This is a genomic window from Leuconostoc garlicum (assembly GCF_001998805.1).
Classification (GTDB): Bacteria; Bacillota; Bacilli; order Lactobacillales; family Lactobacillaceae; genus Leuconostoc; species Leuconostoc lactis.
The window spans coordinates 1008961-1035897 of record NZ_CP016329.1 but is presented as its reverse complement, the minus strand read 5'-3'; the positions used below and the strand labels follow the sequence as shown (position 1 = coordinate 1035897).

The following is a 26937-nucleotide window of genomic DNA, read 5'->3' as shown; positions in this document are numbered from 1 at the left end:
GCCTATTGTCCTGATTCTGTTTGTGTTTGACCCTCAGCTGGCTTTGCTGGTGCTTTTTTAGGCCGCTTTTTGGCTGGCTTTGTAGTCTTTGGTGTCTTTGAATCAGCCGTTTTGTTTGGCTTTCCTTGTCGCTTTTGTGGCGCATTTGGGTTAGTGTTCGTATTGGTTTTGTGTGCCGTTGGACGACGGTTTTGGTTCACTTCCATTACCACCGGCATCACCATTGGGCGACGACGAGTTTGTTCAAAGAGATAACGTGACAAAACTTCACGCACGCCATTCTTTAATTCGTTCCAGTCAAAACTCTTAGTCGTGTTCAAATACTTTTCGATTTGGCTAACCGTTAAGTCTGCCGCCTCTTTCATCAAATCACGGTTGGCCTTAACATAGACAAATCCACGCGAAGTCAATTTTGGCTTTGATACCACTTGACGCTTTTTACGGTCAATCGTCACAACTGAAACAAAAATACCATCTTCTGACAAAATGCGACGATCACGTAACACGACATTACCAATATCACCAATACCAGCACCATCGATTAACGTTTCCCCAATGGTGAATGAATCTTTCAATTCAAAATGGTCGCCTAACCACGTGAATTGATCACCCTTCATGGCCATCATGATATGATCAGGCGCAACGTTAACTTCTTCAGCCGCTGCACGGGCTGAATTCATGACACGATATTCACCTTGAATTGGCATAAAGTATTCAGGTTGCAAAACATTGATCATCATTTGCAAGTCATTGCGTGAGGCATGACCACTTGAACGCAAATCTGTACTAATCTGTTTGACGTCGGCGCCTTGCTTAAACAACATATCACGTGTTTTAGCCACGATGCCTTCCATTGCCGTTGACGGTGTCGTGGTAATAAACACCAAATCGGCTTCCCCGATACGAATATAAGGATCTTCCCCATTAGCCATCCGATTGAGATGCTTAATCGGTTCTCCCATGCGTCCAGTTTCCAAAATAACTGTTTCAGCAGCTGGCAAGTTTTTAGCATTTTTCAAATTCACAAAAAGCTTACTTTCTGGAATAGGTAAATGCAATTTGCGCAAACGAATCGCTGTGCGCACAACGTTTTCAATGTCATTTCCTGACAACACAAGTTGCCGCTTGGTAGCCACTGTAGCATCAATGACTTGTTGAATACGTTGAATATTTGAGGCTACCGCCGCCACAATAATACGCTTTTGTTTATTATCGCGGAAAGTATCTAAAATATAGTCACCAATTTTAGATTCATTAACCGAATCGCCTTCATTACCTGTCCCAGCAGCATCGCCTAACAGTGCCAACACTTTGCCTTGCCCAACTTCCACCAAACGTGCAATATCGGTACGATAACTTTGGTTAGCAGTTTGATCAAACTTAAAGTCACCCGTATACACAATTTGACCATAAGGTGTGCCCAGGACAACTCCAAGTGAATCTGGAATTGAATGCGTCGTATTAAAAAATGATACGGTGACATCACCAAAATCTATTTCTGTTTTCTCATTAATAACATGATAGTCATCATAATCTGCCAGTGCTGGCTGTTCCTTAATTGCAAGCTTAGCAAGCTCAATGGTCAACTCAGACCCGAAAATTGGGACGTTGACTTGTTGCAAAAAGTAAGGCAAGGCGCCAATGGCATCTGCGTGCCCATGTGATAAGAAAACACCAGCAATTTTATCACTGTTTTTAATCAAATACTCAAAATCAGGTACGACAACATCAACACCAAGTTGATCTGTTTCTGGATATTTGAGTCCTGCATCAAAAATAAAAATTTCGTCATTAACGGTCACGGCATACATGTTTTTCCCGTTTTCACGCACGCCACCGAAAGGGATTATACTTAAATCTGTCATTGTTTCTTCCTTTGTTCATCGGCTTTTAATTGAGCCATTTTTTCTTCGTAAATATAACAAGCGGACGCGACTAGTTTCTAAAACGTTGCGTTAGTCCAATTTTTTGTCTCGATACGTAATTAAATCTATTTTAACATACTTTTACATTTTTCTGTTATCATTATCTATGGAAAGGAGTTGTGGCAAGCTTTACGCCACATCACATTTACTTATGCAACGTCGACCATTTAAGCAGTCTCACAAACTGCGCAACACACTCATCGCGATTGCCATCGCCGCGATCGCGCTTATTGTCATTTTCACTTTGCTGGGACGTTCTTCTGGCCAATCGCAAGATCAACAAGCCGCATCGTCTTCTTCACAGACTAAAAAGACTAAAACGGCTAAAAAGGCCAGTTCTGCACCAGTTGCATCAGAATCTTCTGTCATTGATGACACCACGGCTAGCACGTCAACTAGTGTGGTACCCACACCACCAGCGGCGAGTTCTGCTGCCTCGTCAGTGATTAGCGCCGCAAAAGAAGAAGCTACTGGCACACCCATCACAGCTGAAACACCGGCCACAGCTGCCTCATCAAATCCAGCTGTCAGCTCAAGCGCCGCACCGGTGGCTAAGACATTTGGTAATTGGTCATTAGCGACTTATAATGCTGTCAACATTGGGTCAGCGACCTACGAACAAATCAAAGCCACTTATGGTGTCCCAACTTACATGACAGCCAGTGATCAATTGTATGCCACTTGGCAAAGTACTTCTGGACAACGGGTTTCAATTACCTTTACCCCAACAGGGACTGACAATATTCAACTGATTGCGACAAATAAGTCAGAATCTGGCTTACAATAAGCAACAAAAAAACAATGGCTTATCTTCACGATAAGCCATTGTTTTTTTATTGGATTTATAGCAAATAAAAAACACGGGAACCCGTGTTTTTAAAAGCAATCTTAACGATCAACCTTAACAGTTGTTTCCAAAGTTGCAGCGACACGTTCTTGTACCAAAACGTTGTCTGATGCCAAAGCAGCCTTAGCTTGTTCAGCCAACTTTGCAAAAGTATCGAAATCAGTCACAGCAATATCAGCCAACATCTTACGGTTCAATTCAACACCAGCAAGTGTCAAACCGTGCATCAACTTTGAGTATGACAAACCGTTCATACGTGCTGCAGCGTTAATACGTGCAATCCACAACTTACGGAAGTTACGCTTTGTGTTCTTACGATCACGGTATGCGTACAAGTATGACTTCCATACTTGTTGCTTAGCAACCTTAAAATTAATACGACGTTGTCCACGGTAACCCTTGGCCAACTTAACCATCTTCTTACGACGTGCGCGTGTAACTGTACCACCCTTAACTCGCATGGGTAATTCCTCCTGAAATTTTATAAATAATTGGTTGGATTAAAATCCAAAATGTAGATAGATGAACTATCGCAACGCGAATTAGATGTTTGCCAACAACTTAGCGTATGTCTTAACAGTTGTCTTGTCCATCATGTGTGTACCACGCAAGTGGCGACGTTGCTTCTTTGTCTTACCATGGAAACGGTGTGACGTATAAGCTGAAGCTGACTTGAAGCCACCATTGGCTGTCTTCTTAAAGCGCTTTGCTGATGCGCGGTGTGTCTTCATCTTTGGCATGTGACTAATTCTCCTACTATGTGATTTTGTTTAAGCTTGAAAACAAGCGGTTAAACCTTTAATTACTTGGCATCTTTAGGTGCCAAGACCAAAAACATTTGGCGGCCGTCCATCTTGGCACGCTGTTCAACCTTGGCAATATCGTCAAGTTCTGCGGCCATCCGGTCTAATACTTGACGTCCGATGTCTTGGTGCGTAATCATACGACCACGGAAACGCAAGTTCAACTTAACCTTGTTACCTTGTGACAGGAACTTGATAGCAGCCTTCTTACGTGTCTCGAAATCGCCTGAGTCAATGACCGGTGACATACGAACTTCCTTCACTTGCACGATCTTTTGGTTCTTGCGTTGTTCTTTTTGCTTCTTTTGCGCTTCAAACTTTGCTTTTCCCCAATCCATAATCTTGGCAACCGGTGGTTCAGCATTGGCTTGCACCAATACCAAATCTTGGTCTAAATCGTTAGCAATCTCTTGTGCGTCTCGTGTTGACATTTCTGTCTGCTTTCCGTCATGGATCAGCAATACACGAGGGGCGCGAATATTATCGTTGATTAAATCAACTTGTCGTGGTTGACGTGCTATTGTCAGGCACCTCCAAATTTATTTTGTGAATCAAGAAGAAAAGTGGGTAAAGAACCTAATCTTCACCCACTTCAACACTTGCAATCCTTCCGGATAACTGTATCTGCCAGGCGACTTTGTCACATGGCGAGAAGCGGGTGCTTCTACTTGTTCAACAAATACTAGTTTAGCGTATTACACACTCAGTGTCAAGCCTCTTGCTGATTAATTTGAATCAATCGAATACCATAATGGAAAATAACCAACACGGCAAATTGGGTGCCGGCAAATAGAATCATAAAGGCCAACATATGATAACTCAACGAGAAAACAATATTGCGCATCACGTTATCAAGATGAAAAAAGATATCCCATGAATTCAGGCGCAAATAACGCCCAAGATAGATTCCAAACGCTGACACGATTGACACCGCTGCCGTCGTCAAGAAATAAACCAGATGGGCATGGCGTTTAAAAATCGTTTGCGTGATGATTTCCAAACTCAAAATACCAAGCCCCACCCCCATAAAGATACCAGTTGCCAGCACCGCGTAATTAAAAAATTGCGTCGCTTGATCGAGATTGGTTCCGATAGCATAAAGATGGATAAAGTCTGTCATCATATACATGGTATTTGGAAAAAACAATAACCAGAGTGCCATGAATAATCCCTTAATAAGCCGAACACGTGTCAACGACACAATAATAGCAAAATCAAATGGTAGTAACGCCAAAAAGACATTCCAATTTAAAAATGTAAAGCGTGTGGGTGTCAAATGTACGAAGATAAAGAATAAAACAACCATGACATGAATGATGGCAATATTGAAATACTTGTTATTCATAACGTCACGCCCCTTTTTTTCAATGGTACTAGTGTAGCATAATTCATAAAAACGGTTCAATCATATCACTTGATTGAACCGTTTTTATGAGATTATTTGGCCAGTGTTTTTGGTTGTCGGTAAGCCACTGCACCAAAAAGCAGTAACCATAACGTTGCCCCAATTGCAGGGACACGTGACTCAACATTGAAAAATAGTGTCATAAAGACAAAGGCAAAGAACAAAATTGCGGCTGGCACAAAAAACTTTGGGGCAATCATGAGAAAGCCGTCAGCCATATACTGGTCAGATTGTCGATAACGCCAGTACGCAATCAAAATCAGAATATAGATCATTAAGAACAAGTCCGTTGACGCACTTGTCACAAAGCTAAAGGCGTTGGTAATGGCTGGTATCACCGAAATAATTGCGGAAAAACTAACCATCCCAGCTGTCATCAAAATGGCATTAACTGGTAATTGCCTTTTTGACAACTTTTTAAAGGGTTGCAAATACGGTGTGTGTGATTGATAAGCCAACGCATAAAAGTTGCGACTCGCACTAAAAATCACGGAACTCAACGCAGAGGCAGCACTGGTTAAGACGACAAAATTAATCAAAGCTGCCGCCCACTTAATTCCAACCAATTGAAAGACCATCACAAAGGGACTTTGATCGGCTGGAATTTTTTGCCAAGGATAGATTGCCATAATCACCGTTAAGGCACCCAAATAGAAGAATAAAATACGTAAAGGAATTTGATTAATCGCTTTTGGCAAAACTTTACGGGGATTTTTCGTTTCAGCAACTGTCATCCCAATAAATTCCATCCCCACAAACGCAAACATGACCATCTGAAAGGCATCAATAAAATGCCTAAACCCATTTGGAAAGAGTGAAAAATGTTGGAACACATTGTTAAAAGTTACGTCACCGACTGGCGTTTTAAAGCCGGTGACTGCCATGATGATACCGGTCACAATCAAGGCTAAAATCGCCATGATTTTAATCATGGCAAACCAAAATTCAGTTTCACCATATACCGCAACCGCCACCAAATTCACTAATGTGAGGACAACTAACATCACAATTTGAATGAGCCAACTCGGCAAATTCGGGAACCAAAATTGGATATATTGGGCTACGGCCGTTAATTCAGCCATCCCCATAAACACCACCGTTAACCAATACGACCATCGGGCAAAAAAGCCCGCACGATTATCGATGTATCGCGTAATGAAGGTAATAAAGGTGTGCTGCTTTGGATCTGCATAAAGCAGTTCACCAATCGCGCGCATCACCACAAACATAAATAAACCAATGATTAAGTAAACACATAAGATGGCTGGTCCAGCATAATTAATGGAACGCCCAGCCCCCATAAACAAACCCGTCCCAATGGTACCACCAATGGCAATTAACTGTACGTGACGATTTGTCAGGCCACGTTTCGTAGACTGACGTCTGTCTCCAACTGTCTCAGACATGATATCAATAACTTCTCCTTTGCGAACTTTAGGCATCTGATAGATGCAGCATAAATAGCAAAGCACCTGACGTGCAACCCGCCAGGTGCTTTGACTTAATTTGTTTTAGTATGACGTGAATAATTAGCAACATCTGCCAAAATTTCAGCTTGGAAATCAGCAATTGGCATCGTTGTTGTCTTTTCTTCACCGTACTTACGTACTGTGACAGTTTGACCTTCAACTTCAGAATCACCCAAAACCAATGTATATGGAATCTTATTCGTTTGTGCTTCGCGAATCAAGTAACCCATCTTGGCATCTTTTGTTTCCACATTGGCACGTAGGCCAGCGTCTTGGAGTTGCTTTTTGATTTGTTCAGCATACGCACCATGCGCACCCAAGTTGACTGGAATGATTTGTACTTGTAATGGTGCCAACCAAGTTGGGAAAGCACCCTTATACATTTCAATCAAGTAAGCTGTGAAACGTTCCATCGTGCCGACAATACCACGGTGCAGCATCACTGGGCGATGGTTATCTTGACCATCGGCGCCAATATAAGTCAAGTTAAAGCGTTCTGGTAGCAAGAAGTCCAATTGAATCGTTGACATTGTTTCTTCATTACCCAAAGCTGTCTTTGTTTGCACATCAAGCTTTGGCCCATAAAAGGCTGCTTCACCTTCGGCTTCGTAATAATCCAAACCAAGATCATCCATGGCACGCTTCAATTGTGCTTGTGACTTTTCCCACATTTCATCATCATCAAAATACTTTTCCGTATTTTTAGGATCACGATATGACAAACGGAAACGGTAATCCGTGATGTTGAAGTCACGGTAAACTTCCATCATCATTGTCAAAATTGACTTGAATTCTTCTTCCAACTTTTCTGGTTCAACGAATGTGTGACCATCGTTCAATGTCATTTCACGCACACGTGACAAACCAGTCAACGCACCTGACTTTTCATAACGGTGCATCATACCCAATTCCGCAATTCGGATTGGCAATTCACGATATGAACGTGGCTTGTGCTTGAAGACCATGATGTGTGATGGGCAGTTCATTGGGCGCAATTCGAGGAATTCGCCATCGCCCATGTCCATTGGTGGGAACATATCTTCACGGTAGTGATCCCAGTGACCAGATGTCTTATACAAGTTCAAGTTAGACAAAACGGGTGTATACACGTGTTGGTAACCATTGGCCAATTCTTTGTCGGTGATGTAACGTTCAACTTGACGGCGAATCGTTGCCCCATTTGGTAACCAAACTGGCAAACCTGAACCCACTTCTTGACTCGTAAAGAACAAGTCCATGTCACGACCAATCGTCCGGTGGTCACGTTCTTTAGCTTCTTCACGACGTTGCAATTCTGCTTCAACGTCGGCTTGCTTCCATTCCGCAATTCCATAAACACGTTGCATCATTGGGTTAGATGACTTACCACGCCAGTAAGCACCAGCCACTGATGTCAACTTAAAATGCTTCAACCAACCTGTTGATGGGACCAAACCACCCTTATCCAATTCAACATGATCGCCTTGGACAGCAATTGTGATTGTGGCATTTTCAGGCAAATCTGAAATCAATTCAACCTTATAAGGATCATCCGCAAACATCGCCAAAGCTTCGTCACGTGACACTTCGCGTGACACAATTGGCAAGTCTTCCTTGGCAATCTTGTGCATCATGGCTTCGATTTCAGCGAAATCTTCAACCGTCACTTGGTTACCGGCACCGTTATCTGTATCATAGTAGAAACCATTTTCAATAAATGGTCCCACGCCAAAGTGCATGTTAGCAAACTTTGGCAAACGCTTTAAGGCTTGTGCCAATAAGTGTGAGGCAGAATGACGCAACAAATCCAACGCTTCATCATCAGCCGTTGTAATTAATTGAAAATCACCGGATGCAGGAATGACATCATGCATACCCACATAAGCGCCGTCTAACTTAGCTGAAACTGACTTCTTGGCCAAAGACTTAGAAATACTTTCAGCGACAACCAATGGTGTTGTGCCTGCTGGGAATTCCTTCACTGCACCATCGGGAAAAGTAAGCTTAATTTCTGACATAATCGTTATTTCCTTTCACTGACGTTTGTGCTTCGACAAACGTTGATAACATTAAAAAAAACAAAAACGTCCCTTTGAGCCATTGCGACTCAAAGGGACGTTTTACCGTGGTACCACCCAAGTTCAGCACAAAATGTGCCACTCAAATGACAGTTAACGGTGTCACCCGGACAGCTTTCAGACTTTACTCACTGTCACTCAAAGGTAGTCTCGCCTGCACAAGCCACTCATTTCCACCAACCATGAGTTCTCTATTCGCTTGCTAACACTTGAGTTGTCCTTATCAACGTTATTGAAGTTAGTTTAGCACCATTTTGTTATTTTTGCAACAATTATTGTGGCGCTACGGCATCAAGTAAAATAGCCAGTGCTTCTTTTGCTTGAGCGTCATGATCTAAAATACCGTTGTCAAAAGCCACTTTCAAAGCATTATATTGTGATTCTGTTAATGTCATGATTTTTTCCTCTTTATTCATAGCGTATCTCAATTATAGCGAAGCCACCCTAAATTACAAGTGACCCATGCCAATAAAAAAAGGCCGATTAGAGGCCTAAATAGTATTTTGAAAATAGTGCTGCAAAAATCGCTCCCACAAATGGTGCGATACCTGGTACGAGGATACCGTACTTGAAATCAGCCGTTGTGCGATTTTTCCAAGGGATAATCGCATAAGCTAATCTTGGTCCCATATCACGTGCCAAGTTCATGGCAAAGCCAGTGGTACCACCAAGACCCATACCAATTGCCCAGACAAGGAACCCAACAGCCAACGGTACCATACCAGGCACATCCCCAGCCCGCGCTGAAATGGCCAAAATACTTGTCATAAAGATAAATGTCGCAAATGCTTCAACGAAGAAGTTGCGTGGTAAATTGCGAATTGCCGGTGCAGTTGAGAAAATGTTGCGCACAATGACTGGATCAATATCTTTTTCAGATAATTTGAATTGATCCGCATACATCACGTACACAATTAAGGATCCTACCAAAGCACCCAATATTTCAACCACACTCACGGCCAGGAAGTACCAAAAGTCAATTCGACCAAGCACTAATTGCACCATCGCCATCGCTGGGTTGATAAAGACATCACCAAAGACGAAAAGCACAATGCTAATGCCAAATCCCCACGTTGTGATTGCAAAAATGTGTCCGGACCCATGGTACTTCGTCCGATTCAATACATCGTCAGCGTGTACGCCGACACCGAAGATGATCATGAGCGCTGTGCCCATAAATTCAGCCAACAACTGGTGTATCATTTGTAATCTCCTAAGCGGTCGCAAATCTATCAAGAAGTCGCGGTTTTTTTATTAAATTTCCATTCCTAATCTTAAGGCCTTGCCTTTAACGTGTAAAGTCATTTTAGTGTTTTGTCAACAAATTGTCACATTGCGTGTTTTTATTCACGAACTCCAACTGTAATTTTAGTGCTTACTCCTTTATAATAAAGACTAACAATAAAATGGAGGATATGGCGACACGGTCAAACATTTCTGTTTAACCGCCCCATCACAAACATACTCATGCAGGCACACGTCGTATACGCAACAATTACCGGTAATAACGAAGAGGTCGCAGACATCGTCGTCGCAGCGTTTGAAGCCGCAAATATCGCCGTTAAAAAAACGGAAATCTCACAAACAGAAGTTGACGAATTTGAAGACGTTGATATTGCCGTCGTGGTGCCCTACACCTATGATCAAGGCTCACTGCCGGATGAAGGCTTAGATTTCTTTGAAGACTTGGCCGACGCCACCTTAGACCACGTTGTTTATGGTGTTGCGGGTTCAGGCGATACCTACTATTTGTCAGATTACTGTGTTGCTGTGCCAAAATTTGAAGCGCAATTTGCCAAAACGCAGGCCATTAAAGGCGCTGAAGGCGTTAAGGTTAATCTACGCCCAGACGAGACTGATACAGCTGCCCTAACAGCATTTGTACAGCAATTGATCGCCACTGCCAAAGCACAACACTAAAAAAGAACCTCGTATGTGGTGTACCCCGAAAGTTGCTTTAACTTTCGGGGTACACCGCACTTAATGAGGTTCTTTTTTAGTCAGCAGTGGTATAAACCGCCAAAACATCTTCGTTTTCTTCTAATTCGTCGACAAGCTTGTCTAACTTTTCACGATCTTCATCCGAAATTTCAGCCGGATTTTGCGCAATCATTGTGACTTCGGCTTCTTCAAAAACATAGCCGGCAGCTGTCATCGCTGATTCAACAGCTTGAAAATCAGCTGCCGTTGTGTAAATTTCAAAGACTTCGTCTTGTGTTTGCACATCTTCCGCACCAGCTTCCAATGCTGCTTCAAGTACCGTATCTTCATCCAAATCGGGAAAATCAGCACGGTTAATCGCTAAGTAACCTTTCCGATCGAATTGGAAGGCCACGGAACCACTTGTCCCAAGTGCCCCACCAAAATGCTTAAAGGAATTACGAATACTTGACACTGTACGGTTGATGTTGTCCGTTGATGCTTCAACTAAAATGGCAACACCAGCAGTCCCATAGCCTTCATAAGTCACTTCTTCAAACTTTTGACCACCGGCGCCTGACGCCTTATCTAATGCCCGTTGAATATTATCTTTTGGCATATTCGCAGCTTTAGCCTTTTCCACAACCAAACGCAATGACGCATTCATATTAGGATCAGCCCCACCGGCCTTAGCCGCTACATACAAATCATGTGCTAGTTTCTGGAAAATTTTACCACGCTTAGCATCTTGGGCGTTTTTACGGCCCTGGATGTTATGCCACTTACTATGTCCTGACATGTTAACATCTCCTTGATTTTGTCAATATGGTCTTAATTTTAACAAAAAAAAGCCTATCTGACTAGGCTTCTCTCGTGTCTTGCAGTGCTATTAATAGTTGTTGCCACCTAATAATTCGAGGTAAGTCATGGCTGAACTCGCAATTAATGCAGCTAAAATATCATCCAAATACACGTTAATGGTATCTGTCCGATCATTAATTTCACCAATCAATCCCGGCTTTAAATCATCTAGCAAACCGTAATGCACCGTTGCTGCAGCTGAGAATTGTTGCGTAATAGCAATTGCTAAAATTTCGTCAACGTTATGCCCATTCGCATCTCGTTGTAACCGCGCCTTTAAGGGTTGTGTTTCTGGCATTAACGCCGCTTGTTCATCGAGATAAATCGCCGTTAAAATAATATCGGCAACTTCATCTTTGTGGAGTACATGCTGTACCGCTGCTGTCAGTTTTTCGGTATCAATCGTATCATGGTACTTGTTCGTTAAAAAAGTCTGGGTACCAGCGGTAATATCAGCGATTGTCACACCACGTTCAGCTAACTTGCCAATCGCTGCTTCTTGCAAATCTTTCATCTTGTTTTTCCTATTCTTAAATCATGTCATTAACATAGCGACGAGTCAAAATCACGTGAGGAATTTCATCCAACGCCGTCTTCACATATTCTTGTTGTTCTGGCGTGAAATCATTAATTGCAACGAGTGTATACGCATAAGCGCCAACGGCACGATTGCTCAATTGTTCAATGTTGATGCCGTTGTCCCCAAAAAACTTCGAAATTTGACTGATCATGTTCGGCACATTTTCATGAATAATGCCAACACGATACTTCGTCACAAATGGTTCGTCAATATCTGGGTAGTTCACCGAATTAATAATGTTTCCCGTCGTCAAGTATTCGTCCAATTGCCGCGCCGCCATTAAGGCACTAGTATCTTCCGCTTCAATGGTTGAACCGCCAATATGTGGCGTAATAATCACCTTGGGATGATCAAACAACGCTTCGTCCGCAAAATCAGTAATATAAACGTGCAATGACCCACGATCGAGGGCATCCTTCGCAGCCAAATCATCCACAATGCCACCCCGTGACATGTTTAATAGCGCGGCACTTGGCTTCATTTTAGCTAAGCGGTCGGCATTAATAAAGAAATGATTTTTTTCTGTGTATGGAATATGCACCGTCACATAATCAGCCTGTTCAAGGACTTCATCGACTGTTTTGGCGCGCACAATGTGTCGGTCAATGCGCCATGCGGTATTGGCATTTAACCCTGGATCGTACCCAATCACATCCATATCCAAAGCCAACGCCGTGTTAGCTACTTTTGAACCAACATTACCGAGGCCAATGACACCCAATGTTTTCCCTGCTAACTCCGTTCCACGGTAACCGCCTTTATTCACTTCGGTCCGTAGTGAGACATCACCACCACGCGTTTCATTCGCAAAACCGATGGCCCCAACGACTGGTCGTGCCGCCAAAATCAACGCCGCAATGGTTAACTCTTTCACCGCATTCGCGTTACCGCCCGGTGTGTTAAATACAACAACACCACGTTTTGACAATTCTTCAACTGGAATATTGTTAAAACCAGCCCCTGCTCGGACAACGGCCCGAACGCTATCAGCAATTGGTTCATCATGCAAACTCTGCGACCGAAGGATAATGCCCTTTGGTTCGCCTTCACCATCAATTTCATAGCCATGTGCGGTCAGATAGTCCAAACCTTTGGCACTGATCGCATTATAGGTTTTAATATTTGTCATGCTTGTTCTGCTTCTACTTTCTTTAAAAACGTAATTAAGGCATCAACGGCTGCAATAGGTTGGGCGTTATAGAGCGAAGCTCTAAAGCCACCTACGGAGCGATGACCACCAAGATTAAATAAGCCCGTTTCAGTCGCCTGTTTAACGATGGCTTTGTCACGCACTAAGTCACCAGTGGTAAAGACCACGTTTGTCAATGACCGCGCGGCACGTTCAACCGGTGCCGTGTAAAAAGTTGATTGGTCTAAATAATCATAGAGGCGATTAGCCTTTTCAAGATTGCGGTCATACATCGCCGACACGCCACCTTGTGCGATGACCCAATCCAACACCAAGTTCAAGGCATAAATCGCAAATACTGGCGACGTATTATACATGGACTGTTTGTCAATGTGGTTTTGGTAGCGCATCATTGGCCCAACCCCTGTGAGATCCTGTTCAGCCAACCAGTCTTTTTTTAGAATCGCCACCGTCACGCCTGCGGGTCCCAAATTTTTTTGACCGCCAGCAAAAATCGCATCAAAATCCGTCACTTGATACGGTTCCGCTAAAATATTAGAACTCATGTCAGCGACCAGGCGTCCTGAGGTTTGGGGCAGATTATCTTGATGGAAAGTTGCCCCTTCGATTGTATTATTCGTCACAATATGTAGGTAATCATAGGCCGTTGCCTCAAAATCAGTCGGTAAACTTGGTAATCCTTGATAGTTTTGTGTCTTGGTACTGTCAAGTATCGTCACATCTTTACCTAACTGTGTTGCAGCTTCGCCCGCTTTCGCCGCAAAATTCCCTGAATCCAAAATGGCAATTTTTTGTTGCTGTGTCGCGAAATTTAACGGCATCATTTCAAATTGTAATGAGCCGCCACCTTGTAAAAAGACAACAGCATAGTCTGCCGGAATTTGCATCAGCTGGCGTAATTTTTGTTCAGCTTCGGCTACAATATCTTGAAACTGTTGCGATCGATGAGAAATTTCAACGATGCTCATATGTGTGTGTTCGTTCTTTTCAAACTCTTGTTTGATTTGGGTGATTACAGCTTCTGGCAATACACCGGGTCCAGCTGAAAAGTTATACGTTGTCATCATGATTATGTGCGCTTGCACACCCTCCAATCGGTTACAAAATCACAACGGGATACGTTGTAATTCACGAACATTATCAACCGCAATCGGTCGAAATCAACATTTTAAGTGAACTAACGTTGTGAAAGAATGCCGGTAAACCAGCGCAATAACAAACATTAATGAGAAATCCACTGTTGTTTTATATCTTACTATATTGCTAATGAAAGTCAATCTTTTCATTTATAGAAAAGTTTAGTATACTAATCAAGTAATGCCGCTGTGGCGGAACTGGCAGACGCGTACCGTTCAGGTCGGTATGGGAGCAATCTCGTGCAGGTTCGATTCCTGTCAGCGGCATATTTAACCGTTTTACCATATTATTGGTAGAACGGTTTTTTGTTGCTTAAGCCTTGATACGTCAGGGTTTTGAGTGTTCACTAGAATATAATTAAATTCATTTAAATTCACTATTTTGGTGTTACAGTGCTACAATAGTGCTACAAATTAAGGCTACAAAAAAAGACCAAGCCAGGGAGTGGTCGGTCACTGGTATCAAGGCGTCGACGACTGTTTGTAGCAAATAAAATTCAGAAGCCATCTAACACAACCGAATTAACGGTCATTTTTTATCATTAATAAAAAAAGACCTATATCTGATGTAGGTCGTTTATATTTATCCAAAAACCCAGTGCTTAATCATAAATGTGGAGAATTTATAGAACATATCTTCAAACATGTTCCAAGGAAAGGGATAATTTTTCTTATTGTAGAGAAAACTATGATTAAACACTGGGTCAGCGTAGATACGCTATAAGTAAATTTATCACACTATTGTATTTTTTTCAAAATATATTTATTTTCAACAAAAAAAGACCCAACCAGATAATCCAGTTAGGCGGGTTTTAAATTACTTATCAATTTCTTTCTTGCTGTCTTCTTTGTAGTCGTCCAGAGTATCTTTGACGGCTTCCTTTACATCAGAGAATGTTTCCTTTACTTTTCCAAGAACACCTTGAGCCTTACCCTCTGCCTCACGTGTCTTGTCCCCGGTAACTTTGCCTTCTACTTCTTTTGCCTTACCAGCAACTTGGTCTTTGGCGCTATCAAACTTTTCTTCGAGTGACATAATAATGATCTCCTTAGATTTTTATTTGATGTTACAATTTAATGATACCACTGTTTGTTAAATAACGCCGAGTATATGCACAAAAACCACCCAACCAGAAATACTCCAGTTGGGCGTTTTTTTAATATATTTAATTTTGTAAAGCGTTGACCTTAGCTTGCGTATCTGCCAATGCTTGTTGTGCTTTAGCGAGTTCATTGGCTTTAACCGCCGCTTCATCTGTCGCCTCTTCTTGGTCGGCTGTCATTTGCGGATAAGTCTTTTCTAGTTCACTAATCAAAAGTGCATATTCCTTTTCAATCGCATTCTTGATCAGGTCTTCGTTCGTGCCGTTAATGCCTAACGATTCCAGCGCGATTTTAACAATATCAACCGCACCAGACTTCTTCGCCTCGCCCGCTAGGTATTGTGTCACACCTAACTTTTGCATGGCCACGATTGCAGCCTTAGCAAGTGGTGATAGAACGTTAATCAACGTTGTGGCTTTGCTATTACCAGTAATGACTTTGCCAATCCAACCACCAATGATTGCTCTTATACTAAAAAAATGGACTATTTTTATTCAGTCCGTAAAATGAAAGTATAGGAGTATTTTTATGTCAATTCGTTATTCACAAGATTTCAAAGATTCATTGGTTAAACTTCACCAAGAAGGCCGTTCACTCAAATCATTAGCAGAAGAATTTGGACCATCAAAAGATTCTATTGCTATTTGGGTTAAACAAGCTACCCCAATCATGATCAGGGGTCAGTCAAAGACTTTAAAAGACGTTAAGCAACTAGAGAAGCGCCTCGCTATTTTGGAGGAAGAAAACGAAATTTTATCACGCATAGCCTGACAGGCATTGAGCGGCCATCTTACTAGCCAAAAAATAGTCCGTAATGTGGGATTGCCGCTAGTTAATCAATTTTTAGCACAAGGCTACGCGCTTGTGCGTATTTTAAGTGCACTTAAAATCAAACCTAGTACCTATTACAACTGGCGCCATTGGCAACCCAGTCGACAAGAAAAGCGTAGAGAATCCCTGAAACCTTATATTTTAGACATTTGGAAAACCTTTAAATTTTATGGTTATCGTCGTATTGCTGCTTATAGTCAACTAAACAATGACTGTCCAAAAATATCTGAATATATGACACTCAAATTAATGCGTGAATTAGGGATTAGATCACGCATGCAAAAACATTATCGCAAACCCAAAACTGTTGTGACGGTTGATCAAAAACCCAATCTGATTAGACATTTGCATGATTTAAGCGGTGTTTGGCAAACAGATATCACTTATATTCAGTTGACTAATCATAGATGGGTCTATTTAGCGACCGTTTTGGATCCTGAGAAGAGAAAAGTATTGGGCTATAAAATTGGCGATACAATGACAGCCGAGCTAGCCACAAGTGCCTTACAGATGGCGTTAGATAAGCATCGAAAGCCACTCATTATTCATTCAGATATGGGGTCACAATACCCGAGTGCTGAGTTTAATATTAAATGTCAAAATTATGGCTTGAAACATTCTTATTCACTCAAAGGCCATCCGTACGATAATGGCCGTATGGAAGCGTTTCATTCAATATTGAAGCGTGAAGAGGTTTATTTGAAGGCATACCAAACATTAACTGAAGTCCAAGCAGCCATTGGTTGGTATATCAATTTTTATAATAGTAATCGTATCTCAAATGTTGCTTAATTAACTGAATAAAAATAGTCCAATTTATTGACTTCTGAGCAGGCAGAACTTCTGATGTTACCCAATCTTGAAACTTTTCGGCCGTTTCGTTGTTAGCCTTGATTGCTAACTTATAGAATTGAGGTTCAGTGATGAAGTCGCCTTTTTGAATTTTTCTGCCACTTTTGGCAGAATCGAGATAATCATTTACTCGAGACCAACGAATATTTGTATATCCTTTTGCTTTGGAAACGATTCCCAAGCCGATCGCTGCTGACTCTGCATCGAACAAAATTTGTCCGTTTTCTTCTTTGACTTTTAAGTTGTCAAATACCTGTACTTCTAATGACATATTTTCTCCTTATAACCAACCTTCACCGTTGTAGTCTGTGAACTTGAACAATTTTTCCAAATGTTCCCTAGCTGCGTCACCTGTCGCTGCGCCAGATAAAAGTTGTCTAACATATGATTCAGACTTACCAATTATTGGCGCCAACATACGGGGCTTCAAACGCTTCTTTTTCAAATGAAGCGAGAACTTAAATCGTTCTTCTTCAAGTGTTTTAATCGCCTCTTGTACACTCATAATTTCCTCCTTAGTATTATTTACTGTAAAAATGTTTGTAAGTTTAACTTTACATAGTCAAAGTTTTGAACTATAATGGCATAGTAAACACATAAAAATAAACGTTGTTATTGCTTATCCCTCCGCCAAGACTGATAGATATAACTGTTTTTTTGTTTGCGCTATTAACTTACAAGAATTAGTATAGTATAAAGTTTTGACCAAGTCAACACAAAAGTCAAACTTTTATATTTTTTATTCGAGAGTAATTGAGGAAACGCATATATGACACTGATTTCAAGAACAAAAGATATTGCAAAATTAAGAGGTCTTTCTTTAGACGATGTTGCTTTAAAGGCTGGATTAAGCGCCAAGTCTATATATAATTGGGGTAGAAATAGCCCTAAATCAGAAAACCTACAAAAAGTTGCTGACGTGCTCAATGTATCGACAGATTACTTATTAGGACGCACTGATGAAATGAACCCCACTTCGTCTGATAACCTTACCCCTGCGCAAAAAGAAGTCGCTTATTTTATTGACCCGTCTGCTACTAAAGAAGACATTGAACAGATTAAGCAACTAGTTGAGATTGCCAAACTATCAAAGCGTAGATTGTGAGGCTGATCATGTATGACAGAAATCGAAATGTACATCGACAAGTTTCCGGACTATAAGTTTTATGGCATCGAAGTTGAACACCCGCTTTATTTTGGTGAGGTAAATAAAATAGATGGCGAAGTAGTTATCTTCATTAACGTCCTACAGCCAGAATGGCGACAAATTCAAACAATCAGACATGAAGCTGGTCATGCTGAATTTAATATGTACGGAGATGAAAGACGTTGGTCATCTCAAACTATGATTGCCGAAAAACAAGCTGAATATGTTTCAAAGCATTTTGTAATATAATTAACCCATGTGCCAAGCAGCCACATTAAAAGGCTAAGGAGAGAATTATGAGTGGGATATTAGCACTGCTTTGGATTATTACGTCCATTGCATTTTTGGTTTTATTGGTGATTTTTATTATCAATACAGTAAAAAAACGTCCGAGTCGCGTTAATAAACAAACATTATTGATTACCTTTTTTGCAGGTTTGCTGTTATTAATTGGTGCTATTGCCTCAAGCACGGGCAATAGTTCTACTTCATCGAGTCAATCTAAAAGTTCATCATCGGATGAGGAATCATCAAATTCCGATGATTCCTCATCCGATGATTCCTCAAGTTCAGAAGACTCTTCGAGTTCTGAAACGACCTCAAGTTCATCTTCCTCAGATACTAGTTCAGATGATCCGAACACATACAAAACTGGTATTACCTATGATCAAGTAGCACGAACACCAGACGATTTTGAAGGCAAAAAAATACAATTCACAGGTAAAGTGATGCAAGTTTTGGAAGACGGTGATTCTGTACAACTTCGCCTTGCTGTTGACGGGAATTACGACAATGTAATCTTGATAAATCTTGATAATGATATTTTACATGGATCACGAATTTTAGAAGATGACCTCGTGACTGCTTCGGGAGAAAGTATCGGCACAGTTTCATATGATTCTACTATGCGTGGAAAGATTACCATACCAGCGATGGATGCAAAAATTATCAATGACCAAGGTAAGGCCAGCGACGACTACGGTTATTAATTCATGCCCTCTTTGGGCGTACATATATGTGCTGAGCAACCACATTAAAAAGCCTTAGGATATATTGAGATATGAGTAAGAAAATCGTTGGAGATGATGGGAAAACGTACGTGCAAAAGAAACCTTTCTATAAACGCGTTTGGTTCTGGTTGTTAGTGGTTATTGTTGTGATCGTTTTGGGAGGCGGTCAAGGTGGTGGTTCTGATAAAAAAGACACCTCAGTAACATCATCAACCAAAGCGACTTCGGAATCTGCCTCATCAACTTCATCAACAAAAAAACTATCGGAAGAAGACCAAGATAAACAAATACTTGCTGATTACACCACGAAAATACAGGCTCAAACGCCGAAATCGATTGCTTCATACAATGAAAAAGCTAAGTCGAATCAAGATGGCATGCAGGGTCTGGCCAAACTAAGCAATGATGAAGTTTCTGTACTTGCCAAAATTTCTAACGAAGGTATAGAAAAAATGGCTAAAGTAATGATGACTACTGGTGACGGTAAACAAGATACCTATAACAGTTACGCAGCAAAGCTTCAAGATGTTTACATGGCTGAATCACAGAAAATTATGGATAACTATACCAATTCTGCAACAGGTCAATAACTAATGCCCTTATGGGCGTACATACGTGCTAAGTGACCACGCTAAACAGCTTAAGGAGATAATTATATGGAGTTAGGATATGGACCCGAAAAAAAGTTCGGGCGTAATTCGTTTTTTGATGGTGGTTTATTAGAATGGATAGGTTGGTCTATTTTAGGTTTCATAGTTACCGCCATTTCTTTTGGAATACTCTACCCTTGGGCTTTGGTTATGGTTTACGGTTGGAAAATTAACCACACTGTTATCGATGGTCATCGTTTGCGTTTCAGCGGTAGTGCTGTCGGACTGTTTGGTAATTGGATCAAATGGTTAGGACTTACAATCATTACACTGGGAATATACAGCTTCTGGGTTTTCATTAAACTTGAAGACTGGAAAGCTAAGAATACATCGTTTGTCAACTAAGTTAAGACAAATAAAAAAGCACACCCCATCGGACTAAGAACAGGGTGTGCTGTATGACATAAACGCACGGGGCGTTCTATTAAATTATAACAGATGTAAGCCCCCTTTTTAAAGGAGGCTTTTTATATGGCGTCAATATACAAACGTGGTAAGACTTGGACGGCGAACGTTTTTGTTATTCAAGACGGTAAAAGAAAACGAAAAACTAAGTCCGGATTTAGCACTAAATCAGAAGCCAACAAGTGGGCAACTGAAACTGAATATAAAAAACAAAGCCACCAATTATCAACCAGTAATACTCTGTTTATTGATGAATTTAAAGACTGGTATAACGTATTCAAAGAACCGCAGCTTGAGACTGCGACAAAAGTTTGGTATAGAACTACCACTAATTTGCTTGATAGAGAATGGTCTGACAAAAAAATTAACGAAGTAACATCTAAAGACTTTCAAATTCTATTGAATAACTACGGTGATAATCATGTTAAGTCTTCTGTATTAAAAATAAAAAACATTATTCGATCATTTGTTATATTCGCCTTAGACGACGGCATGATTACAAAAGACTTTGCCAGAAATATAACTACCAGATCAAAGATAAAAAGCAAAGATGCTGACTTAAAGTTTTTAGAAACAAGCGAAATGAAAAAGTTAGTTGATAGAATACGCTATAATGACTCTGTTTCCTGCAAAATGATTTTGACGGCTATATATTCTGGATTGCGTTTTTCTGAAATAACCGGATTGACACCTGCTGACTTTGATTTCAGCAACAATACCATCAACGTGAATAAGTCTTGGCAAATGCAAGACCAGGCTTTTAAAGATACGAAGACAGAAACGTCTAACAGAATAATAACCATGCCGGATTCATACATGGATATTGCTAAAAAATGGGCACTTGGTGACCGCTTTGCTTTTGAAGGATTAAACGGTAAGCCAATATCTAACAATGCCGTCAACAAACGTTTAAGGTACTATTTAGATATGGATAACAGCACGCCTATCACTTTCCACAGATTAAGACATACTCATGCCAGCTATTTACTTTCTCAAGATATTGCCATACAATACGTGAGTGAACGATTAGGACATTCTGATGTTAATATAACCTTAAGTGTTTATGCTCATTTATTAGATAAAAAAAGAGAAAAAGAAACGGCCGCCGCAATAAAATCACTTAATGATATTTAGTGCTACAATATTTAAAGTGCTACATTAGTGCTACACATAGTGTTAAAACGTTGATACACCAACTGTTTATATTCCTGTCAGCGGCATATTTAACCGTTTTACCATATTATTGGTAGAACGGTTTTTTGTTGCTTAAGCCTTGATACGTCAGGGTTTTGAGTTGTTTATAGTTGTTATGAGTTTTCACTATTTTTTGAGTTTATGGCTACAAAATGGCTACAAATTAGACGACAAAAAAAGCCATGATGAACATTGCTGTCCATCATGGCTCACGCTCTCTCAAAACCCAGTACTGACAATATAACAAGACAAGCATCCTGTTAGTCTACGTTTGAATATTACGAAGAAAAATGCTGGTTGTGTGTTTTTTAACAACGTAATGTGAATGTTTGTACTGAGATCATGTAACCGATACGTTACTCATCTAATTTAGCATATTAATTTTCTAATTGTCAAACCTTTAACAAAATTAAAATTCCTTATAACGGCTAATACAATACGTTTTCTAACGTGATATCATATTGATATGACAACAAAGCAACGCACAACCCCTGCTATTTGATAACATTGTCACAATATAGACCATTTTAACCAAAACAACCCCGAATTGAACCACTCTATTCGGGGTTGTTTTGTCGCGTTTTAATACGCAAACAATTATCAGTATGATACAAATCAAACGATCGACACGACATTTTTTATCATCGATCAATCGCGCAATTTATTTTTTTCATGACAAAAAACGATCTCTAATGAAGGAATTTCACACACTGCCCGCCTTTACAAAAAAATGACAAACGTTTTTAAAATAAATGATTGACCCCTTAAACTAATGGTGCTAAACTTAACTCCATTGTTAACAACAGTTAACTAAATAAAACAACGGAGACTTACCCCTAATGAAGAAAACACTCCTCTTGTCAGCCACTGCTGCAATCCTTGCCGGTGCCTTTTCACCAGCAGTTTTTGCCGACACAACATCAGGTTCAACCGCAGCCGCTTCAAGCACACCAGCCCCTTCAGCAACAACTGCTGGTGGTTCAATGTCAGCTGTTGTGGCCACTGATAACGTGATGCCGATCGTTTCAGGTACAACCAACTATAACTTCGGTAACATCAACTATGCCTGGAACAATGGCACAGCCTCATTGACGCAAGGAACTGCTGCAGCAACTGGTTCATTTTCAGTACAAAACCTGAAGACACAACTTGATTGGACACTTTCAGCTACTTATTCAGATAGCAACGCTGTTGATGCTCACGGTAACCAAGCGGTTGTGATCCCTAACGTTGCTTTGAAAGCAGCTAATCTCAACAACTATGCCACAACAACTATGCCACAACAACTGTTGCCGCACCAGGCGCAACTTTGAACTTGGCAAATGGTACACCATCATTTACTGGAACAGTGGCCTACACAATTGCCCCTGCAAACGTTCAGTAAACCGCTCAGTTTACAAATTGACACTAATCATAAAACGTAGTGACGCGGACTACGTTTTTGTACATAAAATTGGATAGCACTCATGAAAAAAATTTGGATTGGTCTGTTGACCTTGTCCCTCTTATTAATCCCACAAATTGCCCACGCGGATGGTGCAGATTTTACCGTTGCTACTGTGCAAAATCAATATCAAAACTCGACGAACAACGGTTACTTCGCCTTAAAGATGCCTGCCAAAGCCGAAACGGACTTAAAGGTGACGATTTACAACACTGGGACAACACCTGAAACCTTTAATCTGGCTGTTAATTCTGGTGTCACAAATCTGAATACCGCACTAGATTATGCCAAGACCCCTGCCAAAGGCACCCTATCAGTGCCACAAAATTTGCAATTTAGCCAAATTGCGTCATTGCCACAAAAAGAAGTAACCGTGGCACCTGGGGCTAATACGGTCGTGACAGTGCATCTCAAATTGCCCGATGTGTCATTTGCCGGTAAATTACTCGGTGGAATTACAGTGACGCGCCAAATTGAAACGAATGAAAAAAAAGACCACCGGCCTAACTGACCAATTCGCTTATGCTGTGCCTATTGTTATCCGTCAAAATGATGATGCTGTGACGCCGAAACTGACTGCCACACATCTTAAGTTACTGACCGCTAATCATAATAATAATTTAGTGGCCGATATTCAAAACGTGACCCCTACCATTCTCAATGGCGTCACTCTCAAATCCGAATTGGTTGATCAATCTGGTCGTGTCGTTTTCTCAAAAACAGATAGCAACCATAGCATTGCGCCTCAAAGTAATTTTACTTATCGGAGTTCATTAGGCAATCAGTCCTTTGCGAGTGGCCGTTATACTTATCGATTAACCGTCACCGACAATGCGAACCACACCTGGACGTGGCAACAACCATTGACGCTTAATCAAAGCCAATCTGATAGTATCAATAACACAGCAAAACACAACACTGTGAAAAAGCCAATCAATTGGATCGTCGTTGGTATGATCGCTATGGCAATCGTGATTTTCTTGCTCTTAGCTGCTGTCGGGTATCTCCTCTTCAAGCGTTCAAAACAAAAATCACAAACTAAATAACCAATCAAAGGATCTTTTGCTCAGGCAAAAGATCCTTTTTGTAAGAATTTATAAAAATAACTAGCGTTTTCTTAACACGGCGATTTTGTCACAAAAGCGTCATGTTCACACGTTATATTAAGGGTAACGTTTAGGGAGATCGATATGCGACGACATCATCCACAACACCATATGAAATGGTGGCGGCTGATTGGTTGGTTGTATCTCGTAGGTTTACTGGGCTATGGTATTTTTATCATCCTCACAAACCTGCCACGATAAAGACCAACCACCAGTGATGCCTGCCTTTGACATGTCAAAAACTGACCAAAAATATTTGACGTGTGCTTTATTTGTTACGGCATGACATATGGTAGCAGTCGTCTGATCCTAATTTGTTAGATACTTTAAAACACACGAATGGATACCGACATTGAAACCGATAACGACACTATCTGATCTCATCGCTTTGATGAGCCAACACAAGGCTCACACGGCAACTTTAAAATTCTACGACATGGCCGACCGTTATATCCTACGCATGGGTGATTGGCACTTAGATTTTAGCGATGCTACGGCAAACCAGTTACTCGATGCGCTGGCTGAGGCTGATACCGAAAATGTCACGATAACAATCGTCAACAATCGCCGATCTGCAAAAATTCAAGCCAATTAAAAAATAGACTGTTTAGCAAGAAGATTTTGCTAAACAGTCTATTTTTTAATCTACTATTATTTATTGTGCCATCGCTTGTGCAGCTGTAATGATGGCCACCTTATAAACATCTTCTTCGTTGGCACCACGTGACAAATCTGACACTGGCTTATCCAAACCTTGTAAGATTGGGCCGATTGCTTCGAAACCACCCAAACGTTGGGCAATCTTATAACCAATATTACCAGCTTCTAAGCTTGGGAAAATAAAGGTATTGGCTTGACCTGCGACTTGAGAATCAGGTGCTTTTGCCGCACCAACTGATGGGACAAACGCTGCATCGAATTGCAATTCACCATCAATTTGGTCTGCTAATTCTGGTGCCATTTCCTTGGCTAACTTCGTGGCTTCAACAACCTTATCTACCATTGGTGACTTGGCTGAACCCTTTGTTGAAAATGATAACATCGCCACTTTAGGTTCAATGTCAAATACCTTAGCTGTTTGCGCAGATTGCACCGCAATTTCTGCCATCGTTTCTGCATCAACATCAATATTGATAGCAGCATCAGAGAAGACATAACGTTCATCACCCTTTTGCATGATGAATGCGCCAGAAATACGTGATGATCCCGGTGCTGTTTTAATAATTTGCAACGCTGGTCGTACAGTATCACCAGTTGGATGCGTCGCACCAGACACCATACCATCTGCCTTACCTGTGTAAACCAACATTGTCCCAAAATAGTTCACGTCACGTAACCACTTGGCGGCTGTCTCAGCATCAGTCTTACCCTTACGACGTGCAACCAAAGCAGCATTTAATTCTGCTAATGCGTCAGCATCATATTGCAATGGATCAATGATTTCAACACCTGATAAATCAAAGTTATTTTCTGAAGCGGTTGTCGCAATGACACGTTCATCGCCTAACAAAATTGGCTTAATCAAACCTTCCGCTGCTAAACGCGCCGCAGCACCTTGAATACGGACATCTTCCCCTTCAGGGAAAACAATTGTTTTATTTTGACCGTTAATCTTACTTTTTAATTGTTCGAATAATTCAACCACGATCGTTCCTCCAACGTCACTCACATACTGTTTTAATTTCATTTACAAATTAATTGTAACAGAATAATCCGTGTTTGTCTGCGAATTTGTGATTTTTTTCACTCAATTTAACCAATCAATTGTTTCGCGGTTTTGTGCTGCTAAAAAGGTGTTTGCTTGCGAAAATGGCCGACTACCAAAAAAACCACGGTAAGCCGATAACGGACTGGGATGCGCAGACGTTAGCACGAGGTGTTTCGACTCGTCAATTAAGCGGCGTTTGGATTGGGCATATTTACCCCACAAAATAAATACCTTGGGCGATGCATCTGCTGATGCCGCCGTCATAATGGCATCTGTCAGTGGCTCCCAAACCTGCCCCGCATGGCCATTTGCCTGACCAGCCGGCACTGTCAACACCGCATTGAGCAGTAGCACCCCTTGTTGCGCCCAAGATGTGAGATCATGGGATTGGCGTGGCCCAATATCCGTGGCTAATTCCTTTAAAATATTACGTAATGATGGCGGTGCCGGGATAGTATCAGGCACTGAAAAACTCAGACCCTGCGCTTGTCCTACTTCATGATACGGATCTTGACCCATAATCACTACTTTTGTTTGTGGTAAAGATGTTGTCGTCAATGCCGCAAATACCTTATCCCTTGGTGGATAAACAGTCTGGTTTTGGTACGCGGTGTTTAAAAATTGTTGGATCGCTGTAATCTGTTCTGGCGCTAATGTTGCTTTAATGTATGGCGCCCAGGATGTGTTAGCAAGTGGCATTTTTACGCTTCTTTCGTGTTAAAATAAGGTCAAAGAGGTAATCATGTTAAGGTACTATCTTCGACAACGGTATAGCATTGCAGATGGCGTGAACATCGTCTTTGATGAGCATTTTCAAGCCTGTTATTTAGTGTCCGGACAGTCTGGTAAAAAACACGACGAACTCCAAGTACAAGATATGTGCGGCAATGTTTTAGTGCGCATTGAGCAAACATCGTATGGTATTTTACCACGCTTTATTCTCAAATATCGTGGTCATACCGTCGGTTCAATTAGTCTAACCTTCGGGCATTTAGGCGATATTGTCTATGTCCGGCAGCTTGGTTGGCTGATTTCCGGTAACTTTATGGTTGGCCGTTACCTTATTACCCACAATACCAAAAAATTGCTCAGTGTCAAACCCGAAATGCGTCCCGACGGGATTTATAACCAACTCAACATTACGTTTGAGTCCCAAACACCAGTCCTGATCGCGATTGCCGCCTTACTCGACATTTGGGGCACGAAATCCCATATGCTGTTCAAATTTAAATGGTTACCTGATCAGAATACACATTATAAGTTGACTTATATGCATAAATAAATGTTAAAAAGCAATCTCAGTCATCCTGAGATTGCTTTTTTATGCACAGTA

General features: G+C 41.1%; 34 protein-coding genes, 1 tRNA gene and 2 other annotated features. Of the genes, 16 read left to right on the top strand and 19 right to left on the bottom strand.

Translation table 11 applies throughout. The features are described 5' to 3' along the window. Positions 1-2: 2 nt before the first annotated feature. Entirely contained in the window at positions 3-1865 is a 1863-nt protein-coding gene (locus A9176_RS05360; protein WP_048699965.1) for a ribonuclease J, read from the bottom strand. Positions 1866-2076: 211 nt separating this feature from the next. On the opposite strand from A9176_RS05360, the gene A9176_RS05355 reads away from it, so the two are divergent. Then, complete coding sequence (locus A9176_RS05355; RefSeq protein ID WP_077282437.1) at positions 2077-2712, top strand: hypothetical protein; 636 nt, start codon at positions 2077-2079, stop codon at positions 2710-2712. Positions 2713-2813: 101 nt separating this feature from the next. On the opposite strand, the gene rplT is transcribed toward A9176_RS05355, so the two are convergent. The 8 genes from rplT to larD all read right to left on the bottom strand — a co-directional run bounded on the left by rplT (position 2814) and on the right by larD (position 9709). Then, the gene (rplT, locus tag A9176_RS05350; protein WP_010001913.1) at positions 2814-3233 is read right to left on the bottom strand and encodes a 50S ribosomal protein L20; all 420 of its coding nucleotides are present in this window, start codon (positions 3231-3233) and stop codon (positions 2814-2816) included. Positions 3234-3314: 81 nt separating this feature from the next. After that, positions 3315-3512, bottom strand: coding sequence for a 50S ribosomal protein L35 (rpmI, locus tag A9176_RS05345; protein ID WP_010004657.1), 198 nt, complete (start codon positions 3510-3512; stop codon positions 3315-3317). 62 nt (positions 3513-3574) lie between these two features. Beyond that, positions 3575-4114: a translation initiation factor IF-3 gene (gene infC, locus A9176_RS05340; protein ID WP_216358505.1), complete on the bottom strand. Its 540-nt coding sequence runs from the start codon at positions 4112-4114 to the stop codon at positions 3575-3577. Between the two features lie 12 nt (positions 4115-4126). Beyond that, positions 4127-4251, bottom strand: a sequence feature (ribosomal protein L20 leader region). 33 nt (positions 4252-4284) lie between these two features. Continuing rightward, a complete protein-coding gene (locus tag A9176_RS05335; RefSeq protein WP_077282435.1) occupies positions 4285-4920 on the bottom strand; it encodes a DUF1361 domain-containing protein in 636 nt (211 codons plus the stop codon). A 92-nt stretch (positions 4921-5012) separates the two neighbouring features. Then, positions 5013-6386: an amino acid permease gene (locus A9176_RS05330; protein WP_077282433.1), complete on the bottom strand. Its 1374-nt coding sequence runs from the start codon at positions 6384-6386 to the stop codon at positions 5013-5015. Between the two features lie 95 nt (positions 6387-6481). Beyond that, complete coding sequence (gene thrS, locus A9176_RS05325) at positions 6482-8446, bottom strand: threonine--tRNA ligase (RefSeq protein ID WP_077282431.1); 1965 nt, start codon at positions 8444-8446, stop codon at positions 6482-6484. A 90-nt stretch (positions 8447-8536) separates the two neighbouring features. Then, positions 8537-8742 (bottom strand) — a binding site (T-box leader). Between the two features lie 36 nt (positions 8743-8778). After that, positions 8779-8901: a hypothetical protein gene (locus A9176_RS08965; RefSeq protein ID WP_010001923.1), complete on the bottom strand. Its 123-nt coding sequence runs from the start codon at positions 8899-8901 to the stop codon at positions 8779-8781. Positions 8902-8989: 88 nt separating this feature from the next. Further along, the gene (larD, locus tag A9176_RS05320) at positions 8990-9709 is read right to left on the bottom strand and encodes a D/L-lactic acid transporter LarD (RefSeq protein ID WP_029509160.1); all 720 of its coding nucleotides are present in this window, start codon (positions 9707-9709) and stop codon (positions 8990-8992) included. Positions 9710-9973: 264 nt separating this feature from the next. Here larD and A9176_RS05315 point away from each other — a divergent pair, with 264 nt between their 5' ends. Continuing rightward, positions 9974-10426 carry a flavodoxin gene (locus A9176_RS05315; RefSeq protein ID WP_010003988.1) on the top strand — a complete coding sequence of 151 codons (453 nt, stop codon included), beginning with the start codon at positions 9974-9976 and terminating at the stop codon, positions 10424-10426. Positions 10427-10502: 76 nt separating this feature from the next. On the opposite strand, the gene A9176_RS05310 is transcribed toward A9176_RS05315, so the two are convergent. From A9176_RS05310 to serC, 4 genes are all read right to left on the bottom strand, one after another. After that, entirely contained in the window at positions 10503-11225 is a 723-nt protein-coding gene (locus tag A9176_RS05310) for a YebC/PmpR family DNA-binding transcriptional regulator (RefSeq protein WP_029509159.1), read from the bottom strand. A gap of 90 nt (positions 11226-11315) precedes the next feature. Next, positions 11316-11801 (bottom strand): phosphatidylglycerophosphatase A family protein, encoded by a 486-nt coding sequence (locus A9176_RS05305; protein WP_077282429.1) that lies wholly within the window; start codon positions 11799-11801, stop codon positions 11316-11318. A gap of 16 nt (positions 11802-11817) precedes the next feature. Next, a complete protein-coding gene (locus tag A9176_RS05300) occupies positions 11818-12996 on the bottom strand; it encodes a 3-phosphoglycerate dehydrogenase family protein (protein WP_077282427.1) in 1179 nt (392 codons plus the stop codon). Further along, complete coding sequence (gene serC / locus A9176_RS05295) at positions 12993-14081, bottom strand: 3-phosphoserine/phosphohydroxythreonine transaminase (RefSeq protein ID WP_010002834.1); 1089 nt, start codon at positions 14079-14081, stop codon at positions 12993-12995. The genes A9176_RS05300 and serC overlap by 4 nt, the downstream gene beginning before the upstream one ends. Positions 14082-14336: 255 nt before the next feature. On the opposite strand from serC, the gene A9176_RS05290 reads away from it, so the two are divergent. Then, positions 14337-14420 (top strand) — tRNA-Leu (locus A9176_RS05290). A gap of 550 nt (positions 14421-14970) precedes the next feature. Here A9176_RS05290 and A9176_RS05285 read toward each other — a convergent pair. Together A9176_RS05285 and A9176_RS05280 are read right to left on the bottom strand one after the other, a co-directional pair. After that, positions 14971-15189: a CsbD family protein gene (locus A9176_RS05285; protein WP_077282425.1), complete on the bottom strand. Its 219-nt coding sequence runs from the start codon at positions 15187-15189 to the stop codon at positions 14971-14973. 130 nt (positions 15190-15319) lie between these two features. Continuing rightward, the gene (locus tag A9176_RS05280) at positions 15320-15664 is read right to left on the bottom strand and encodes a holin (RefSeq protein ID WP_242943200.1); all 345 of its coding nucleotides are present in this window, start codon (positions 15662-15664) and stop codon (positions 15320-15322) included. Positions 15665-15785: 121 nt separating this feature from the next. Between A9176_RS05280 and A9176_RS05275 the strand changes: the two genes are divergently transcribed. Further along, on the top strand, positions 15786-16028 hold the full coding sequence (locus A9176_RS05275) for a transposase (protein WP_077282423.1): 243 nt from the start codon (positions 15786-15788) through the stop codon (positions 16026-16028). 45 nt (positions 16029-16073) lie between these two features. Continuing rightward, positions 16074-16880 (top strand): IS3 family transposase, encoded by an 807-nt coding sequence (locus A9176_RS05270; RefSeq protein WP_198150919.1) that lies wholly within the window; start codon positions 16074-16076, stop codon positions 16878-16880. Here A9176_RS05270 and A9176_RS05265 read toward each other — a convergent pair. Both A9176_RS05265 and A9176_RS05260 read right to left on the bottom strand, forming a co-directional pair. After that, positions 16840-17211, bottom strand: coding sequence for a BRO-N domain-containing protein (locus A9176_RS05265; RefSeq protein ID WP_347512226.1), 372 nt, complete (start codon positions 17209-17211; stop codon positions 16840-16842). The two genes, A9176_RS05270 and A9176_RS05265, sit on opposite strands and share 41 nt — an antisense overlap. Positions 17212-17220: 9 nt before the next feature. Beyond that, complete coding sequence (locus tag A9176_RS05260) at positions 17221-17445, bottom strand: hypothetical protein (RefSeq protein WP_077282419.1); 225 nt, start codon at positions 17443-17445, stop codon at positions 17221-17223. 264 nt (positions 17446-17709) lie between these two features. On the opposite strand from A9176_RS05260, the gene A9176_RS05255 reads away from it, so the two are divergent. From A9176_RS05255 to A9176_RS05210, 10 genes are all read left to right on the top strand, one after another. Continuing rightward, positions 17710-18045, top strand: coding sequence for a helix-turn-helix domain-containing protein (locus tag A9176_RS05255; RefSeq protein ID WP_077282417.1), 336 nt, complete (start codon positions 17710-17712; stop codon positions 18043-18045). A gap of 12 nt (positions 18046-18057) precedes the next feature. Then, on the top strand, positions 18058-18336 hold the full coding sequence (locus tag A9176_RS05250) for an ImmA/IrrE family metallo-endopeptidase (protein WP_077282415.1): 279 nt from the start codon (positions 18058-18060) through the stop codon (positions 18334-18336). A gap of 47 nt (positions 18337-18383) precedes the next feature. Then, positions 18384-19076 (top strand): hypothetical protein, encoded by a 693-nt coding sequence (locus tag A9176_RS05245; RefSeq protein ID WP_077282413.1) that lies wholly within the window; start codon positions 18384-18386, stop codon positions 19074-19076. A 71-nt stretch (positions 19077-19147) separates the two neighbouring features. After that, positions 19148-19687 carry a hypothetical protein gene (locus A9176_RS05240; protein ID WP_077282411.1) on the top strand — a complete coding sequence of 180 codons (540 nt, stop codon included), beginning with the start codon at positions 19148-19150 and terminating at the stop codon, positions 19685-19687. Between the two features lie 66 nt (positions 19688-19753). Beyond that, complete coding sequence (locus A9176_RS05235; protein ID WP_077282409.1) at positions 19754-20092, top strand: DUF898 family protein; 339 nt, start codon at positions 19754-19756, stop codon at positions 20090-20092. 126 nt (positions 20093-20218) lie between these two features. Then, positions 20219-21286 (top strand): site-specific integrase, encoded by a 1068-nt coding sequence (locus tag A9176_RS05230; protein WP_077282407.1) that lies wholly within the window; start codon positions 20219-20221, stop codon positions 21284-21286. 899 nt (positions 21287-22185) lie between these two features. Then, positions 22186-22659: a hypothetical protein gene (locus A9176_RS05225; protein WP_077282405.1), complete on the top strand. Its 474-nt coding sequence runs from the start codon at positions 22186-22188 to the stop codon at positions 22657-22659. Positions 22660-22812: 153 nt separating this feature from the next. Next, positions 22813-23301 (top strand): DUF916 domain-containing protein, encoded by a 489-nt coding sequence (locus tag A9176_RS05220; RefSeq protein WP_077282403.1) that lies wholly within the window; start codon positions 22813-22815, stop codon positions 23299-23301. After that, on the top strand, positions 23273-23836 hold the full coding sequence (locus A9176_RS05215) for a DUF3324 domain-containing protein (RefSeq protein ID WP_077282400.1): 564 nt from the start codon (positions 23273-23275) through the stop codon (positions 23834-23836). Before A9176_RS05220 ends, A9176_RS05215 begins: the two co-directional genes overlap by 29 nt. 412 nt (positions 23837-24248) lie before the next feature. Next, positions 24249-24491, top strand: a complete 243-nt coding sequence (locus tag A9176_RS05210) for a phosphate acetyltransferase (protein WP_157093697.1) — start codon at positions 24249-24251, stop codon at positions 24489-24491. Between the two features lie 60 nt (positions 24492-24551). Here the strand turns inward: A9176_RS05210 and pta are convergent, their stop codons facing one another. Together pta and A9176_RS05200 are read right to left on the bottom strand one after the other, a co-directional pair. Continuing rightward, positions 24552-25583 (bottom strand): phosphate acetyltransferase, encoded by a 1032-nt coding sequence (gene pta, locus A9176_RS05205; RefSeq protein WP_154266225.1) that lies wholly within the window; start codon positions 25581-25583, stop codon positions 24552-24554. Between the two features lie 60 nt (positions 25584-25643). Next, complete coding sequence (locus tag A9176_RS05200; protein ID WP_077282398.1) at positions 25644-26303, bottom strand: uracil-DNA glycosylase; 660 nt, start codon at positions 26301-26303, stop codon at positions 25644-25646. Positions 26304-26346: 43 nt separating this feature from the next. Between A9176_RS05200 and A9176_RS05195 the strand changes: the two genes are divergently transcribed. Continuing rightward, positions 26347-26886: an LURP-one-related/scramblase family protein gene (locus A9176_RS05195; protein ID WP_048699996.1), complete on the top strand. Its 540-nt coding sequence runs from the start codon at positions 26347-26349 to the stop codon at positions 26884-26886. Positions 26887-26937 lie beyond the last annotated feature (51 nt).

Bases quoted from the DNA above. Each gene is read 5' to 3' on its own strand.
- A9176_RS05360 (WP_048699965.1), bottom strand. From the start codon at position 1,865: ATGACAGATTTAAGTATAATCCCTTTCGGTGGCGTGCGTGAAAACGGG.
- A9176_RS05355 (WP_077282437.1), top strand. From the start codon at position 2,077: ATGCAACGTCGACCATTTAAGCAGTCTCACAAACTGCGCAACACACTC.
- rplT (WP_010001913.1), bottom strand. From the start codon at position 3,233: ATGCGAGTTAAGGGTGGTACAGTTACACGCGCACGTCGTAAGAAGATG.
- rpmI (WP_010004657.1), bottom strand. From the start codon at position 3,512: ATGCCAAAGATGAAGACACACCGCGCATCAGCAAAGCGCTTTAAGAAG.
- A9176_RS05335 (WP_077282435.1), bottom strand. From the start codon at position 4,920: ATGAATAACAAGTATTTCAATATTGCCATCATTCATGTCATGGTTGTT.
- A9176_RS05330 (WP_077282433.1), bottom strand. From the start codon at position 6,386: ATGTCTGAGACAGTTGGAGACAGACGTCAGTCTACGAAACGTGGCCTG.
- thrS (WP_077282431.1), bottom strand. From the start codon at position 8,446: ATGTCAGAAATTAAGCTTACTTTTCCCGATGGTGCAGTGAAGGAATTC.
- A9176_RS08965 (WP_010001923.1), bottom strand. From the start codon at position 8,901: ATGACATTAACAGAATCACAATATAATGCTTTGAAAGTGGCTTTTGAC.
- larD (WP_029509160.1), bottom strand. From the start codon at position 9,709: ATGATACACCAGTTGTTGGCTGAATTTATGGGCACAGCGCTCATGATC.
- A9176_RS05315 (WP_010003988.1), top strand. From the start codon at position 9,974: ATGCAGGCACACGTCGTATACGCAACAATTACCGGTAATAACGAAGAG.
- A9176_RS05310 (WP_029509159.1), bottom strand. From the start codon at position 11,225: ATGTCAGGACATAGTAAGTGGCATAACATCCAGGGCCGTAAAAACGCC.
- A9176_RS05305 (WP_077282429.1), bottom strand. From the start codon at position 11,801: ATGAAAGATTTGCAAGAAGCAGCGATTGGCAAGTTAGCTGAACGTGGT.
- A9176_RS05300 (WP_077282427.1), bottom strand. From the start codon at position 12,996: ATGACAAATATTAAAACCTATAATGCGATCAGTGCCAAAGGTTTGGAC.
- serC (WP_010002834.1), bottom strand. From the start codon at position 14,081: ATGACAACGTATAACTTTTCAGCTGGACCCGGTGTATTGCCAGAAGCT.
- A9176_RS05285 (WP_077282425.1), bottom strand. From the start codon at position 15,189: ATGTCACTCGAAGAAAAGTTTGATAGCGCCAAAGACCAAGTTGCTGGT.
- A9176_RS05275 (WP_077282423.1), top strand. From the start codon at position 15,786: ATGTCAATTCGTTATTCACAAGATTTCAAAGATTCATTGGTTAAACTT.
- A9176_RS05265 (WP_347512226.1), bottom strand. From the start codon at position 17,211: ATGTCATTAGAAGTACAGGTATTTGACAACTTAAAAGTCAAAGAAGAA.
- A9176_RS05260 (WP_077282419.1), bottom strand. From the start codon at position 17,445: ATGAGTGTACAAGAGGCGATTAAAACACTTGAAGAAGAACGATTTAAG.
- A9176_RS05255 (WP_077282417.1), top strand. From the start codon at position 17,710: ATGACACTGATTTCAAGAACAAAAGATATTGCAAAATTAAGAGGTCTT.
- A9176_RS05250 (WP_077282415.1), top strand. From the start codon at position 18,058: ATGACAGAAATCGAAATGTACATCGACAAGTTTCCGGACTATAAGTTT.
- A9176_RS05245 (WP_077282413.1), top strand. From the start codon at position 18,384: ATGAGTGGGATATTAGCACTGCTTTGGATTATTACGTCCATTGCATTT.
- A9176_RS05240 (WP_077282411.1), top strand. From the start codon at position 19,148: ATGAGTAAGAAAATCGTTGGAGATGATGGGAAAACGTACGTGCAAAAG.
- A9176_RS05235 (WP_077282409.1), top strand. From the start codon at position 19,754: ATGGAGTTAGGATATGGACCCGAAAAAAAGTTCGGGCGTAATTCGTTT.
- A9176_RS05230 (WP_077282407.1), top strand. From the start codon at position 20,219: ATGGCGTCAATATACAAACGTGGTAAGACTTGGACGGCGAACGTTTTT.
- A9176_RS05225 (WP_077282405.1), top strand. From the start codon at position 22,186: ATGAAGAAAACACTCCTCTTGTCAGCCACTGCTGCAATCCTTGCCGGT.
- A9176_RS05220 (WP_077282403.1), top strand. From the start codon at position 22,813: ATGAAAAAAATTTGGATTGGTCTGTTGACCTTGTCCCTCTTATTAATC.
- A9176_RS05215 (WP_077282400.1), top strand. From the start codon at position 23,273: ATGAAAAAAAAGACCACCGGCCTAACTGACCAATTCGCTTATGCTGTG.
- pta (WP_154266225.1), bottom strand. From the start codon at position 25,583: ATGAAATTAAAACAGTATGTGAGTGACGTTGGAGGAACGATCGTGGTT.
- A9176_RS05200 (WP_077282398.1), bottom strand. From the start codon at position 26,303: ATGCCACTTGCTAACACATCCTGGGCGCCATACATTAAAGCAACATTA.
- A9176_RS05195 (WP_048699996.1), top strand. From the start codon at position 26,347: ATGTTAAGGTACTATCTTCGACAACGGTATAGCATTGCAGATGGCGTG.